This is a genomic window from Streptomyces sp. LN549, from assembly GCF_043203805.1.
Classification (GTDB): Bacteria; Actinomycetota; Actinomycetes; order Streptomycetales; family Streptomycetaceae; genus Streptomyces.
The window spans coordinates 6,564,028-6,576,485 of the sequence record NZ_JAZHRI010000002.1; the positions used below are offsets into that span (position 1 = coordinate 6,564,028).

General features: G+C 70.7%; 12 protein-coding genes. 3 read left to right on the forward strand and 9 right to left on the reverse strand.

Annotated features, from left to right (window positions below):
* Positions 1 to 30 precede the first annotated feature (30 nt).
* From SH922_RS29560 to SH922_RS29575, 4 genes are all read right to left on the reverse strand, one after another.
* Positions 31 to 1,215 (reverse strand): hypothetical protein, encoded by a 1,185-nt coding sequence (locus SH922_RS29560; protein WP_393061159.1) that lies wholly within the window; start codon positions 1,213 to 1,215, stop codon positions 31 to 33.
* The gene (locus SH922_RS29565) at positions 1,197 to 1,934 is read right to left on the reverse strand and encodes an ABC transporter ATP-binding protein (protein WP_393061161.1); all 738 of its coding nucleotides are present in this window, start codon (positions 1,932 to 1,934) and stop codon (positions 1,197 to 1,199) included. Before SH922_RS29565 ends, SH922_RS29560 begins: the two co-directional genes overlap by 19 nt.
* 256 nt (positions 1,935 to 2,190) lie before the next feature.
* A complete protein-coding gene (locus SH922_RS29570) occupies positions 2,191 to 3,570 on the reverse strand; it encodes an aspartate aminotransferase family protein (protein WP_326739068.1) in 1,380 nt (459 codons plus the stop codon).
* Positions 3,555 to 4,046, reverse strand: coding sequence for an Lrp/AsnC family transcriptional regulator (locus SH922_RS29575; protein WP_326739069.1), 492 nt, complete (start codon positions 4,044 to 4,046; stop codon positions 3,555 to 3,557). The genes SH922_RS29570 and SH922_RS29575 overlap by 16 nt, the downstream gene beginning before the upstream one ends.
* A gap of 177 nt (positions 4,047 to 4,223) precedes the next feature.
* Here SH922_RS29575 and SH922_RS29580 point away from each other — a divergent pair, with 177 nt between their 5' ends.
* From SH922_RS29580 to SH922_RS29590, 3 genes are all read left to right on the forward strand, one after another.
* Positions 4,224 to 5,663, forward strand: a complete 1,440-nt coding sequence (locus SH922_RS29580; RefSeq protein ID WP_393061164.1) for a gamma-aminobutyraldehyde dehydrogenase — start codon at positions 4,224 to 4,226, stop codon at positions 5,661 to 5,663.
* A 210-nt stretch (positions 5,664 to 5,873) separates the two neighbouring features.
* Positions 5,874 to 7,037: a spermidine/putrescine ABC transporter substrate-binding protein gene (locus SH922_RS29585; protein WP_393063729.1), complete on the forward strand. Its 1,164-nt coding sequence runs from the start codon at positions 5,874 to 5,876 to the stop codon at positions 7,035 to 7,037.
* A gap of 54 nt (positions 7,038 to 7,091) precedes the next feature.
* Positions 7,092 to 7,637, forward strand: coding sequence for a hypothetical protein (locus SH922_RS29590; protein WP_393061166.1), 546 nt, complete (start codon positions 7,092 to 7,094; stop codon positions 7,635 to 7,637).
* A 1-nt stretch (position 7,638) separates the two neighbouring features.
* Here SH922_RS29590 and SH922_RS29595 read toward each other — a convergent pair whose 3' ends face one another.
* The 5 genes from SH922_RS29595 to SH922_RS29615 form a co-directional block, all read right to left on the reverse strand.
* Positions 7,639 to 8,838: a serine hydrolase domain-containing protein gene (locus SH922_RS29595; protein WP_393061168.1), complete on the reverse strand. Its 1,200-nt coding sequence runs from the start codon at positions 8,836 to 8,838 to the stop codon at positions 7,639 to 7,641.
* 76 nt (positions 8,839 to 8,914) lie between these two features.
* Complete coding sequence (locus SH922_RS29600) at positions 8,915 to 9,643, reverse strand: response regulator (protein ID WP_393061170.1); 729 nt, start codon at positions 9,641 to 9,643, stop codon at positions 8,915 to 8,917.
* On the reverse strand, positions 9,640 to 10,845 hold the full coding sequence (locus SH922_RS29605) for a sensor histidine kinase (RefSeq protein WP_393061172.1): 1,206 nt from the start codon (positions 10,843 to 10,845) through the stop codon (positions 9,640 to 9,642). Before SH922_RS29605 ends, SH922_RS29600 begins: the two co-directional genes overlap by 4 nt.
* Positions 10,846 to 10,858: 13 nt before the next feature.
* The gene (locus tag SH922_RS29610; RefSeq protein WP_393061174.1) at positions 10,859 to 11,665 is read right to left on the reverse strand and encodes an SAM-dependent methyltransferase; all 807 of its coding nucleotides are present in this window, start codon (positions 11,663 to 11,665) and stop codon (positions 10,859 to 10,861) included.
* A gap of 64 nt (positions 11,666 to 11,729) precedes the next feature.
* On the reverse strand, positions 11,730 to 12,449 hold the full coding sequence (locus SH922_RS29615) for a glycerophosphodiester phosphodiesterase (RefSeq protein ID WP_393061176.1): 720 nt from the start codon (positions 12,447 to 12,449) through the stop codon (positions 11,730 to 11,732).
* Positions 12,450 to 12,458 lie beyond the last annotated feature (9 nt).

Genomic DNA, 12,458 nt, shown 5'->3' on the forward strand with positions numbered 1-12,458 from the left:
GCCGGGGGACACGTCCCGGCCGGAGCCCGTTCAGGCGGTCAGCGGCAGCGCGGCCAGCTCGGCGATCGCCCAGGTCAGCGGGGCGAACACGAGTAGCAGGGCGGCCGCGCGCAGCGCCGTCGCCGCGCGAAGCGCCGAGGCCGGTGCGCCGAGCCGCAGCAGCGCCCGAGCCGTCTCGGCACGGGCCTGCTTCGCCTCCAGTGCGGAGGTCAGCAGCGTCGCGGTGGTGCAGCCGATGACGAGCACCGCGCCGAGTGCGGTGAGCGGGCCGAAGGGCCGCGGCCCCGTCCCGTACAGCGTGAACACGGCGACGACCGCGGACAGGACCGCGCAGACGACCCCCAGCGGCCGGCCGATCCGGTGTGCCTCGTCCATCAGCACCCGGCCCGCCAGCAGGCGTACGGCTCCGGGGCGCATCGCCTGGAGCAGGCGCCCGCACAGGTAGGTCAGCCCCGGGCCCGCCGTGGCAAGACCGATCGCGGTCAGGGTCCATCCCACCAGTACCCAGGCGGGTGTGGAGTCGAGCTTGCCGGGGAGCGGGAAGAGGCTGCCGGTCGAGCCGCGGTTCGCGTACGCCTCCACGGCGAGTCCGGCGGCTGTCAGGGCCACTCCCCACGGCAGCCCGGCAGGCGGCGCCGCCGGGGCGGGGATCCGCTCCTCCGGCACCAGGTCCTCGGTGTCCTCCGAGGCGCCCGCGGCCCGCACCGGCCGGCTGCGCAGCGCCAGCGCGCTCGCCGTCGCGGCGGCCGCCGGCACCAGGGTCAGCAGGACGAGCACGGCGGCCGGCGGAAGCGGTGCCTCGGCGCCGAGCAGCCCGGCCGCGGCACCGTCGAACGGCAGGCCGGACAGGTCGCCGCGCAGGTGGAGGAAGAAGAGCAGCGCCACCATCGAGCCGAGGGTGCACGAGACGGCGGTGGAGACCGCGGCGAGCACACTGAGCCGCACCGGACCGAGGCCGACCGCGGACAGTCCTGCGCGCGGGCGGGTGCTCGGGTCCGTACGCGCCACCGCGACCGCGAACTGCACCGTGGCGGCCAGCGGGACGAAGCACCACAGCAGCCGCAGCACGGAGCCGGCGGAGTGCGCCGGGTGCCCCGAGGCGTAGCCGAGCGTGCACAGGAGAAGGAAGCCGACCCCGGCGGAGGCGGCCGCGACGAGCAGTCGCCGCATCAGGACCAGTGGATGGGAACCGCGGGCTAGACGGAGAGCGAGCACGCCGCGTGGCCCTCCGTATCGGTCACGGCGGGCAGGGCGACCGTGGCGACCCGGCGTCCGTCCAGCAGCGGCACCACGCGGTCGGCGAGTGCGGCGATTTCCGCGTCGTGCGTGGCGAGTACCACCGTGATGCCGTGCGAACGGGCCGCGCTGGTGAGGGTGCGCAGGACATGAGCACGGTCGGTGCGGTGCAGCGTGGCGGTCGGCTCGTCCGCGAAGATCACCGCGGGCGCGGCGGCCAGTGCGCGGGCCACCGCGATCCGCTGCCGTTGGCTCTGCTGGAGGGTGTGCGGCCGCTTCCGTGCGTGCATGCCGATGTCGAGGCGCTCCAGCCACTCCATGGCGGCCTTCTTGGCCTCCCGGTGCGAGGAGCCGCGCAGCAGCAGCGGCAGGGCGGTGTTCTCCCAGGTGTTCAGCTCCGGGACGAGCTGGGGTTCGGGGGCGATCCAGCCGAACTTGTCGCAGCGCAGCCGCTCGCGCAGCCGCGGGCCCATGGTGTGGACGGGGACGCTGTTGAACCACACCTCGCCCTGCTGGGGTACGAGTTGACCGGAGAGGCAGTGCAACAGGGTCGTCTTGCCGCTGCCGCGCGGGCCGGTCACCGCGAGGATCTCGCCGTCGCGGATCCCCAGGGAGACCCCGCCGAGCGCGGGTGAGCCGTTGTGGGAGTGCTGCAGGGAACGCGCCCAGATCACGTCGTTGTCCGGCGGGGCCACCATGGCGTACACCTCGGTTCAGATCAGATATCCCGTTCCCCCGTACGGGGGAACGAAGGCGGGGCCGATCGGTCACTCGGCACCGTAAGGATTCGGATCGCGGTGTGCGCACAGCACGCGGCCCGGGTGCGCTCGTTCCCACTCGAATGGGCGCGTCCGGGCCGCGTGGACCGTATGAAATGACCGCCGGAGGGCCGTCGCGAGACAGTCAAGCGGTGGTCAAGCCGGTGCCGGCCGAGAGGGCCGTCCGGGCTAACGGTCAGAGCTTCGTCCAGGCCTCCGTCAGGACGGACCGGAGGATGCCCTCGATCTCGTCGAACGTGGACTGGTCGGAGATGAGCGGCGGGGCGAGCTGGACGACCGGGTCGCCGCGGTCGTCGGCCCGGCAGTAGAGGCCGTTGTCGTACAGCGCCTTGGAGAGGAAGCCGTACAGGACGCGCTCGGTCTCCTCGTCGGTGAACGTCTCCTTGGTGACCTTGTCCTTCACCAGCTCGATGCCGTAGAAGAAGCCGTTGCCGCGGACGTCGCCGACGATCGGCAGGTCGTGCAGCTTCTGCAGCGTGGTGAAGAAGGCGTTCTCGTTGTCGAGGACGTGCTGGTTGAGGCCCTCGCGCTCGAAGATGTCGAGGTTGGCGAGGCCGACCGCGGCGGAGACCGGGTGGCCACCGAAGGTGTAGCCGTGCAGGAAGGTGTTGTCGCCCTCGTAGAACGGCTCGGCGAGCTTGTCAGAGATGATGCAGGCACCGATCGGCGAGTAGCCCGAGGTCATGCCCTTGGCGCAGGTGATCATGTCCGGCACGTAGCCGAACTTGTCGCAGGCGAACATCGTGCCGAGGCGGCCGAAGGCGCAGATGACCTCGTCGGAGACGAGCAGCACGTCGTACTTGTCGCAGATCTCGCGGACGCGCTGGAAGTAGCCGGGCGGGGGCGGGAAGCAGCCGCCCGCGTTCTGTACGGGCTCAAGGAAGACGGCCGCGACGGTGTCCGCGCCCTCGAAGAGGATCTCCTGCTCGATCTGGTCGGCTGCCCAGCGGCCGAAGGCCTCCGGGTCGTCGCCGAAGAGCGGGGCGCGGTAGATGTTGGTGTTCGGCACCTTGTGCGCGCCGGGGACCAGCGGCTCGAAGGGGGCCTTGAGGGCCGGCAGGCCGGTGATGGACAGGGCTCCTTGCGGGGTGCCGTGGTAGGCGACCGCACGCGAGATGACCTTGTACTTGGTCGGCTTGCCCTTGAGCTTGAAGTACTGCTTGGCCAGCTTCCAGGCAGTCTCGACGGCCTCGCCGCCACCGGTGGTGAAGAAGACCTTGTTCAGGTCGCCCGGGGCGTAGTCCGCGAGGCGCTCGGCCAGCTCGACGGCCTTCGGGTGGGCGTAGGACCACACCGGGAAGAAGGCCAGTTCCTGCGCCTGCTTGTACGCGGCCTCGGCGAGCTCGTGCCGGCCGTGGCCGGCGTTGACCACGAACAGGCCGGACAGCCCGTCGAGGTAGCGCTTGCCCTGGTCGTCGTAGATGTAGGTGCCCTCGCCACGCACGATGGTGGGAACGGGCGCGTTCTCGTAGTCCGACATGCGGGTGAAGTGCATCCACAGGTGGTCGTACGCGGTCCGGCTGAGGTCCTTGCTCACGGCTATCGGGTTCCCCACATATAGGTCTGCTTCTTGAGCTTGAGGTAGACGAAGCTCTCGGTGGAGCGAACGCCGGGTATGGCCCGGATGCGTTTGTTGATCGTCTCCAGCAGGTGGTCGTCGTCCTCGCAGACGATCTCCACCATCAGGTCGAAGGAGCCCGCGGTCATCACCACGTACTCGCATTCGGTCATGGCCGACAGGGCCTCCGCGACGGGGTCGAGGTCGCCCTCGACGTTGATCCCCACCATCGCCTGCCGCCGGAACCCCACGGTGAGCGGGTCGGTGACGGCGACGATCTGCATCACGCCCTGGTCGAGCAGCTTCTGGACGCGTTGTCGCACGGCCGCCTCGGAGAGGCCCACGGCCTTGCCGATCGCGGCGTACGGGCGGCGCCCGTCCTCCTGGAGCTGCTCGATGATTGCGAGGGACACGGCATCGACCGCTGGGGACGATCCGTTCCCGGTCCTGGAGTCTGCGCTGCGACTGGCCACGGAGCCACTCTGCACCGGGACTCGTCTGTCTCGCAACCCCAGATCGATGAAATTCGTTGTCGAGGGGCTCCGATCTCACCGAATCCGAAGTTCGCGGCGGTTGGGTATGTCGAAACCGTTACCCGTGCGACTAGGCTGGGTGTCTCACCCATTGGACGTTCGACAGGAGGGGTGGTTGTGACCACCGAGGTGCGCCGTCTGCGCAACTACATCAACGGAGAGTTCCGGGACGCCGCCGACGGGCGGACCATCGATGTGGTCAACCCGGTGACGGAGGAGGTCTACGCGACCTCCCCGCTGTCCGGCGAGGCCGATGTCGATGCCGCCATGGCCGCCGCCGCAGCCGCCTTCCCCGCGTGGCGCGACGCCACGCCCGCCGAGCGCCAGCGCGCCCTGCTGAAGATCGCGGACGCCTTCGAGGAGCGCGCCGAGGACCTCATCGCGGCCGAGTCCGAGAACACCGGCAAGCCGATCGGGCTGACCCGTACCGAAGAGATCCCGCCGATGGTGGACCAGATCCGCTTCTTCGCGGGCGCCGCCCGGCTGCTGGAGGGGCGCTCGGCCGGCGAGTACATGGAGGGGCTGACCTCCATCGTCCGCCGCGAGCCGGTCGGTGTCTGCGCCCAGGTCGCGCCGTGGAACTACCCGATGATGATGGCCGTATGGAAGTTCGCCCCGGCGCTCGCCGCGGGCAACACCGTCGTCATCAAGCCGTCCGACACCACCCCGGCGTCCACCGTGCTGATCGCCGAGATCATCGGGCAGATCCTGCCCAAGGGCGTCTTCAACGTCCTCTGCGGCGACCGTGACACCGGCCGCGCGATGGTCGAGCACCGGACCCCGGCCATGGCCTCCATCACCGGTTCGGTCCGGGCCGGCATGCAGGTCGCCGAGTCCGCCGCCAAGGACGTCAAGCGGGTCCACCTGGAGCTCGGCGGCAAGGCTCCCGTCGTCGTCTTCGAGGACACCGACCTCGCCAAGGCCGTAGAGGACATCTCGGTCGCGGGCTACTTCAACGCCGGTCAGGACTGCACGGCCGCGACCCGTGTGCTCGTCCACGAGTCGATCCACGACGAGTTCGTCACCGCGCTGGCCAAGGCCGCCGCCGACACGAAGACCGGGCATCCGGACGACGAGGACGTGCTCTACGGCCCGCTCAACAACGCCAACCAGCTGGCCCAGGTCAGCGGCTTCATCGAGCGGCTCCCCGCCCACGCCAAGGTCGAGGCGGGCGGCCACCGCGTCGGCGAGAAGGGTTACTTCTACGCCCCGACCGTCGTCTCCGGCCTCAAGCAGGACGACGAGATCATCCAGCACGAGGTCTTCGGCCCCGTCATCACCGTCCAGTCCTTCACGGACGAGGCGCAGGCCCTGGAGTGGGCGAACGGCGTCGAGTACGCGCTGGCCTCCTCGGTGTGGACCAAGGACCATGCCCGCGCCATGCGGATGTCCAAGAACCTCGACTTCGGCTGCGTGTGGATCAACACCCACATCCCGCTCGTCGCCGAGATGCCGCACGGCGGATTCAAGAAGTCCGGCTACGGCAAGGACCTCTCCGCCTACGGCTTCGAGGACTACACGCGCATCAAGCACGTCATGACCTCCCTCGACGGCTGACGGCCGTCGGCTGACCGTCGCGGCCATCGGTACGGATACGGCCCCCGGGCGCACTGTGCGAGTGCCCGGGGGCCGTATCCGTGCTCCCGGGGTCCGTCCGCCCTCGACAGGGTGTGCGCGGTGGGCGGGCACCGCTGGACGGTTGGTCCATTGCCTGCCGCACCGGCGGACCGGCATCCTGCGCAGGTGCGAGCGATCCCGAACCACCCCATGTCCCGCCGGTCCCTGCTCCGCGTCCTCGGGGCGGGAGCGGCCGGCGCCACGCTGGCCGGCTGCGGTGTGCCCGCCGCTTATGTGGAGCCGGGTGACCGTGCCGGACGCGACTACTCCGCGGGCGATCACACCCTGCACTTCGCCAACTGGCCGCTCTACATCGACACCGACGACGAGGACGAGTCGAAGCGGCCCACCCTCGACGCGTTCAGCAAGCGCACCGGGATCTCCGTCACGTACACCGAGGAGATCAACGACAACGACGAGTTCTTCGGCAAGATCAGCCCGGCCCTGATGAACCACCAGCAGACCGGCCGGGACCTGATCGTCATGAGCGACTGGATGGCCGCGCGGTTCGTCCGGCTCGGCTGGGTCCAGGAGATGGACCGGGCCAAGCAGCCCAACGTGGCGAAGTACCTCGACCCGCAACTGCGCTCGCCCGCCTTCGACGAGGGCCGGACGCACAGCGTGCCCTGGCAGTCCGGGATCACCGGCATCGCGTACAACCGCAAGAAGCTGGGCCGGGAGATCAAGCACACCGGCGACCTGTGGGAGGACGACCTGCGCGGCAAGGTCACGCTGCTGTCCGGCCTCGACGAGTCCTTCGCGCTGCTGATGCAGGGCAACGGCGTCGACATCACCCGCTGGAAGCGCGACGACTTCTACGACATCTGCGACCAGGTGGAGAAGCTGGTGAAGTCGAGGCACATCCGCCGTTTCACCGGCAACGACTACATCAAGGACCTCTCCACCGGGGACGTGCTCGCCTGCCAGGCCTACTCCGGCGACGTCATCCAGCTCCAGGCGGACAACCCCGAGATCGAGTTCGTGGTGCCCGAGGAAGGGGCCGAACTCTGGGCGGAATCGCTCATGATCCCCAATCTCGCCCGCCACAAGCGCAATGCCGAGAAGCTCATCGACTACTACTACGAGCCCGAGGTCGCCGCCGAGCTCGCCACCTGGGTCAACTACGTCTGCCCGGTGCCGGCCGCACGCGAGGTGCTCGCCTCCTCCAAGGACGAGGAGACCGCCGCGCTCGCCGAGGACCCGCTGATCTTCCCCGACGACGCCATGCGCAAGCGGCTCGCCATCGCCCGCGACATCACCTCCGAGGAGCGCACCGAGTTCGCCAAGAAGTGGAACTCCATCGTCGGCTTGTGAAGCCCTGCCCGGGGTGGCGTAAAGAGCCGGTAAACCCGGGCGTACGCTGCGGACATGAGCGAGCGACGCGCCCTGCAGAGGCGTATACGCGTGTGGTTGGTCGTCTTCATCGTCTGTCTGGTACTGAGCGGGCTGACCGCCTTCCCGCTCGTCCATGAACTGCGCTGGGCCGAGGACTTGCTGAGCTCCTCGGCCTCGCCCGTCCCCGAACACTTCCCCGCCCTGATGGAGTGGATCACCCGCGTCCGGACCGGGCTCGACACGGCCGATGCCGAGTACCCCTTCGTGCTCTACGGCACCGACTGGCTGGCCTTCGCCCATCTCGTGATCGCGGTCGCCTTCTACGGGCCCTACCGCGACCCGGTCCGCAACATCTGGGTCATCGAGTTCGGCATGATCGCCTGCGCCGGGATCCTCCCGCTCGCGCTGATCTGCGGTCCGATCCGCGACATCCCCTTCTGGTGGTCGGTCATCGACATGTCGTTCGGCGTCATCGGGGTGATTCCGCTCCTCGTCGTGCACCGCATGATCAAACGGCTGGAGGCCACGGAGCGGACACCGGAGGCGGCGCCCGCCCAGGAAGCCGCTCCGGCCGTCTGAGTCACCCGGCCGACGGGGCACCGAAGGCGGCCACCACGATGTCCAGCGCCGTGCGATTCATGTCCGACCCCTTCGCGTCCGTCGAGTTGACGCTGTAGACGAGGGTCCGGGAGAGATCGGGGGTGGCCGCGATGGCCGTGTTGTAGCCCCAGCGGCCACCCGTCTTGCCCCAGACCTGACGTCCGCCCAGCTTCATCACGGAGAGACCCGCACTGAACGCGGCCGGCCCGCCCGTGCCGTACTCGCGCACCGACGAATCGGGCAGCGTGAACATCGCCCGGAGCAGCGGCCCGCGCACCACCCGCCCGCCGAACAGCGCCCGGGTGAATCGCTCCAGATCGGCGGTGGTCGAGATCAGGTCCCCCGCCGCCCAGGCGTCGCTCGTCCCCCACACCGTGACATCGCGCAGCTCACCGGCCGTGCCGAAGAGCTGGTAGCCGAGGTTGTGGGGTCCGCGGATCGACGGATCGGTGCCGGGGAAGGCGGTGTCCTTCAGATGCAGGGGCTCCAGGATGCGGCGGGAGACCTGCGAGGCGTACGCGTCACCGGTGACCTTCTCGATCAGCAGACCCGCCACGGTGTAGCCGATGTTGGCGTAGTGCTGCTGAGTGCCGGGCGCGAAGTCCGGCTCGTGCGACGTGGCTTCGCGCACCACGTCCGCCGGGTCGAGCACGTCGAAGCGGTGCGCGTACGCCCATTCGAGAGTGCCGTCGCCCGGGCTCACGGACGGGAGGCCGCTCGTGTGGTTCAGCAGCTGGCGCACCGTGATCTTCCCGTACGCCGCCGGGATCAGTTCCGGCAGGTACTGCCGGACCGGACGGTCCAGGCCGAGCCTGCCCTCACCGGCCAGTTGCAGCACGACGGCTGCCGTGAAGACCTTGGTCACCGAACCCACGCGGAAGCGTCCGTCCGGGTCGGCCGGGCGCCCGGAGGTCAGGTCGTGGACGCCGGCGCTGCCCCGCCAGGTCCCGTCGGGTCCCCCGACCCTCACCAGCGCGGCCGTGGCGTCGGCGCTCAGGAGCCCGGAGATCGCGTCCCGCAGGGCGTCGCCGTCCGGAGCCTCGCGGGCGGCTTCCCGCTGTGCGGCGTGAGCGGCGGCCGCCGGGGTGCCGGCCGCCGCCAGGGCCGGTGAGGCGGTGCCTGCCGCAATGCCGAGGACCAGTGCGGCTGCGATGACGGTGCGGGTCGAGCGGGCGTTCATGTCCGGTGCCTCCTGGGCGTGGATTCGGCTCAACTGGTGTGGCAATCCATCCTGTTGAACCGGACGCCCGGGCGGATCACCCGACCGGGGGTTTCCCGGAGGGAGGCTTCCTCCCCTGCGCGAGGGAGCCGGCTCCCGCCCCTCCCTCCGGAGAGGGAGCGACGACGCCGCACTCGTACGCGCAGATCACCGCCTGGATCCGGTCGCGCAGGCCCAGCTTGGACAGCACATTGCCGACATGCGTCTTCACCGTGTGCTCGCTGACGACCAGCGCCGCCGCGATCTCCGCGTTCGACAGCCCGCGTGCCAGGTGCAACAGGGTTTCGCGCTCCCGGGCGGTCAGCGCGTCCAGGCGCGGCGACGGCGCCAAGGGCGAGGAGACCGGGCGTGAGGTGTACTCGGCGATCAGCCGCCGCGCCACCGACGGCGCCAGCAGCGAGTCCCCGGCCGCCACCACCCGTACCGCGTGCACCAGGTCGTCGCGGCGGACGTCCTTGAGCAGGAACCCGCTCGCACCGGCGTGCAGCGCCTCGTAGACGTACTCGTCCGAGTCGAAGGTGGTCAGCATGACCGTCCGGCAGCCGGTCTCGGAACTGATGGCGCGGCAGGCCTCGATGCCGTCCGTGCCGGGCATCCGGATGTCGAGCAGCGCCACCTCGGGCGCCAGTCGCCGCACCGCCGCGATCGCTGCGGCACCGTCGCCCGCCTCGGCCACCACCTCGATGTCCGGCTGCGCGTCCAGGATCATCGCGAAGCCGCTGCGCACCAGTTCCTGGTCGTCGGCCACCACCACGCGGATCGTCACTTCTTCACTCCAGTCGGTTGATCCGGTTCGGGCTCCGGCCAGGCGCGCGGGTGCGGGATCGTCACGGCGACGAGGAAGCCCCGGCCGTCCGGACCCGGGCCGGTGCGCGCCGTGCCACCGTGAGCGGCGGCGCGCTCCTGGATGCCGGTCAGCCCCAGCCCCGCTCCGCCCCCGGGGCCACGCCCGTCGTCGGCGACGGTGAGGGCCAGTGCGTCGGGCCCGTGATCCAGCCGCACGCGGACCGTGGCCGCGTCCGCATGCCTGACCACGTTCGTCAGGGCCTCCTGCACGATCCGGTAGACGGTGGCCTCGACCGCCAGGCCCGGCGGGCGGGGACGGCCCGTGACCTCGTAGGAAACCGCCGGACCGGTCGCGCGCACCCGCTCCACCAGGCCGGGCAGTCCGGCCAGCGCGGGCTGGGGTTCACGGGGAGCGTCCGGTGCGCCCTCGTTCTCGCGCAGCACGCCGAGCATCCTGCGCAGCTGCGCCATCGCGTCCCGGCCGGCCTCCGAGATCGCGTCGAAGGCGGCCTCGGCACGCTCCGGCGCCGTACGCACCGCCACCGGGCCGGCCTCCGCCTGCACGATCATGAGGCTCACCGCATGGGACAGGATGTCGTGCATCTCCCGTGCGATCCGGGCCCGTTCGCGGGCCGCCACCTGTTCCGCCTCGATGCGGTGCGTCAGCTCCAGCTGACGGGCCCGGTCCTCCACGGCCCGCAGATAGGCCTTGCGCGTCACGGCGAGCCTGCCGAAGGCGTACGCCGCGGCGAACACGAACAGGGAGAAGAGCAGCTCCCTGAGCGCGTCGCTGTCGATCCCGACCGAGACCAGTACCCCCAGCGCCGTGAGCAACGCGATCCCGGTCCGCTTCGGAGGCGAGGAGAGTTCGGCCACCGTGTAGAAGGCCACGAGGCCGGTGTACGGGAGCGGCTGGCCAGGGCCGTCGATGGTGAACCGGTACAGGGCGCCCGCCGCGAGTACGGCGAGGAGGACCGCGACCGGTGCCCGGCGGCGGACGACCAGCGGCAGCACCATCAGGGTGGTCAGCCCGTATGCCGTCCACGTCGCGGCCGGCATCTCCGGGGCGCGCGGGACGACGAACGGCATGGTCACGGCGGCCTGGACCAGCAGCGTGATGAGGAGGTCGACGGTGCGCGGGCCGGCCCGCCGCGCTCTCGCCGTGATGTCTCGTAGGTGCATCGGGGCGGCGCCGTCAGGACTTCCGCGCGACCGCGCCGAACTGGGCGACCTCGGCTGCCCGGGTGCCCGGGGCGGGGCGCCAGCGCGCGCACGAGACGATGCCCGGATCGACGATGTCCAGCCCGTCCAGGAACGCGGCGACCTCGAACCTGTCGCGGGCGGTGATCGGGGGAGTGGCGTTCTCGTTCCAGAACCGCATCGCCGCCTCGTTGCCCTCGCCGCCGAGCTCCAGGGTGGGGTGGGTGAGGACCAGGTAGCTCCCGGAGGGCACCGCGGCCATCAGCTGCCGGACGATGCGCAGCGCCTCGTCCGTGTCGAGGACGAAGTTCAGGATGCCCAGCAGCATGACCGCTACCGGGCGCTCCAGGTCGAGGGTGGGCTGCGCCGCCCGCAGGATCTGTTCCGGATTCCGGGCGTCCGCCTCGATGTACTCGGTCGCGCCCTCCGGCGAGCTGGTGAGCAGCGAGCGGGCATGCGCCAGCACGATCGGGTCGTTGTCCACGTACACGACGCGGGCGTCGGGCGCGGTGTGCTGGGCCACCTCATGGGTGTTGTCCGCCGTCGGCAGGCCGGTGCCGATGTCCAGGAACTGGCCGATGCCCGCGTCACCGGCCAGATACCGCACCACCCGTCCGAGGAACGCCCGGTCGGCCCGCGCCACTTCGCCGATGCTCGGGTACATGCCGGTGACCCGGTCGCCGACCGTCCGGTCCACCGGGAAGTGGTCCTTGCCACCGAGCCAGTAATTCCAGACCCGGGCGTTGTGGGCGACGTCGGAACGGACGCGGGCAGGAAGGGAATTGCTGCGAGGGGCGGTCACTGCTGACTCCTTGGCGCCGGCCTGGCATCGGGACGATGAGGTCCCGTCCATGATGCCGGAACGGTCAAGATCCGTCGCGCGCAGCGGAGTTGGCGATCACCTTGTGCAGGACGTCGATCCGGTTGGTCGTGATGGAGTCCACACCCTGCCCGATCAGCCGGCGCATCGTCCGTCCGGTGTCCGCCGTCCACGCCGACACCAGCAGCCCGTCCCGGTGGTTGCGGTCCGTCAGCTCCCGGCTCACCAGGCCGAAGCGGTAGTTCAGCCAGCGCGGCCGCACCGCCTCCAGCAGCGCGGCGCGCGGCGGCGCGAGCGTCGTCCAGGTCATCGCGATCTCGGCGGACGGGTCGGCGGCCCGCACCCGCAGCATCGCCTCGGGCCCCGCGCAGTAGTAGGCGCGCTCACCGGCCCCGCACTCCCGCACCACGTCGACGGTCCTTCGTACGGACACGTCGGTGGAGCCGGGCAGATCGATCATGACGCGGTGCGCCCCGGCGGTGAGCAGGGCCTCGCGCAGGGTCGGCACCGCGCCCGCGGTCAGCTCGGTCAGTTCCTGGTGGGTGAGCCGGTCCAGCCGCAGGTCATGACCCCACAGCCGCTCCAGCGTGGCGTCGTGCAGCAGGACCGGCACGCCGTCGCGGGTGACCCGGACATCGATCTCGACCGCGTCCGCCCCCCGTTCGAGGGCGGAGCGGATCGAGGGGAGGGTGTTCTCCCGGACACGGTAGGGATCGCCGCGGTGTGCGACGGCGGTGACAGAGGTGACAGGAGTGACAATGGCCATGGGGCCATT